Annotated in this window: 2 protein-coding genes and 1 pseudogene; 1 reads left to right on the forward strand and 2 read right to left on the reverse strand. The window is 72.4% G+C overall.

Going from position 1 to position 1720, the window contains the following annotated elements; genetic code table 11:
- Together G6026_RS13495 and G6026_RS13500 are read right to left on the reverse strand one after the other, a co-directional pair.
- Positions 1 to 279: pseudogene (locus G6026_RS13495) on the reverse strand (NUDIX hydrolase); the annotation flags it as partial.
- Entirely contained in the window at positions 276 to 1118 is an 843-nt protein-coding gene (locus G6026_RS13500; RefSeq protein WP_107756709.1) for an ABC transporter ATP-binding protein, read from the reverse strand. The gene G6026_RS13500 and the pseudogene G6026_RS13495, both read right to left, overlap by 4 nt.
- 152 nt (positions 1119 to 1270) lie before the next feature.
- On the opposite strand from G6026_RS13500, the gene G6026_RS13505 reads away from it, so the two are divergent.
- The coding region (locus G6026_RS13505; protein ID WP_182613466.1) for a maltotransferase domain-containing protein at positions 1271 to 1720 on the forward strand (450 nt) is incomplete at its 3' end.

Genomic DNA, 1720 nt, shown 5'->3' on the forward strand with positions numbered 1-1720 from the left:
GGCCGCGGCCGCGCGGGCGTCGTCGATCCCGAACGCCTCGGCCCACCAGCCCGGATCCGGGCCCCGCCAGGGCCTCGAGCCCCGGTAGTCACGCGGTTCCACGCCGCCTCCGGGGAAGACGGACATACCGGCCGCGAACTGCATGGTGGCCACGCGGTGCTGCAGGAACACCTCGACTCCCCCGCCCACTCGGGCGTCACGCACCAGGGCCACCGTGGCGGCCTCGCGGACCGGGACGTCCGCGGGTGAGGTCGTCACGGGGTCGCAGACGCGGCTCATGGACGCCGGTGCCGGCCGGACCGACGCGCCCGACGGGCGAAGAACCGTCCGTCGATGGCGTCGACGACGATCGACTGTGCGAAGGCGCGGCTGAGGTTCTCGGAGGTGATCACGTCGTCGATCAACCCGGTGGCCGTCACCCCGCCCTCCGAGAGCAGCATCGCGTGGGTGAAACCCGGGGGGATCTCCTCCACGTGGTGGGTCACCAGCACCGTGGCCGGGGCGTCGGGGTCGAGAGCCATGTCCGCCAGACGGGCGACCAGATCCTCCCGGCCACCCAGATCGAGGCCCGCTCCGGGTTCGTCCAGCAGGAGAAGTTCCGGATCGGTCATCATCGCGCGGGCGATCAGCACCCTCTTGCGTTCGCCCTCCGACAGGGTCCCCCAGGTGCGGTCGGCCAGGTGCTCGCCCCCGATCATCTCCAGGGTGTCCGCCGCGCGGTCGAAGTCGGCCCGGTCGTAGGCCTCCCGCCACCTCCCCAACACGGCGTACCCGGCGGAGACCACCAGGTCCTCGACCACCTCGTCGCCCGGGATCCGGCCGGCCACCGCGGCGGACGACAACCCCACCCGGCTCCGGAGTTCGGTGACCTCGGTGCGACCCAGTTGCTCACCGAGGATCACCGCCGAGCCGGTGCTCGGGTACTCGAGCGCCGAGGCGATGCGCAGCAGCGAGGTCTTGCCCGCACCGTTGGGCCCCAGGACGACCCATCTCTCGTCCAGCTCCACCTGCCAGGTGACGGGTCCCACGAGCGTCCGCCCGTCCCTCCGGAGCGAGACGTCGGTCAGATCCAGGACGAGGTCGGGGTCGGTCTCGATAGGCGTTCTCACGACCCCCATCTAACCCCCTCCCCGGTGGCCGGGTGCCGAGGAACACGGCACGAGCGCGTGAACACCCACGCCACGCCCCTGCCGGATCGGCGCCCGCTTCGATAGCGTCGTGTCGTAGAGGCGTCCACACCCCGGAGCCCGCAGCCGAGAGGAGCACCGACGTGAACGACCGTCTGGCCATCGACGAGGTCCGCCCCCTGGTCTCCTGCGGGAGGTTCCCCGCCAAGTCGGTCGTGGGTGAGGTGCTGCCGATCTCGGCGACCGTGTGGCGGGAGGGCCACGACGCGCTGTCGGCGAGCCTGGTGGTCCGCCGACCCGGTGGCGCCTCCTCCCGCACGACGATGGTCCCCGGGAAGGAGGCGGACACCGTCCACGCGCTCCTGACCACCGACGCCCCCGGGATGTGGTCGTTCCGCGTCGAGGCGTGGTCCGACCCGTTCGCCACGTGGAACAGCGGCATCGTCAAGAAGATGGACGCCGGCCAGGGCGCCGACGTCCTGGGTAACGAGTTCGAGGTGGGCGCGCGGGTCCTGGACGCCGGTGCCGCGCAGGCGGCGGCGTCGGGCGACACCGACCGTGCCGCGCTCCTGACGGAGGCGGCCACCGCGCTC

The organism is Dietzia sp. DQ11-38-2 (genome assembly GCF_014145055.1).
In the GTDB taxonomy this organism is placed as follows: Bacteria; Actinomycetota; Actinomycetes; order Mycobacteriales; family Mycobacteriaceae; genus Dietzia.

Bases quoted from the DNA above. Each gene is read 5' to 3' on its own strand.
- G6026_RS13500 (WP_107756709.1), bottom strand. From the start codon at position 1,118: ATGGGGGTCGTGAGAACGCCTATCGAGACCGACCCCGACCTCGTCCTG.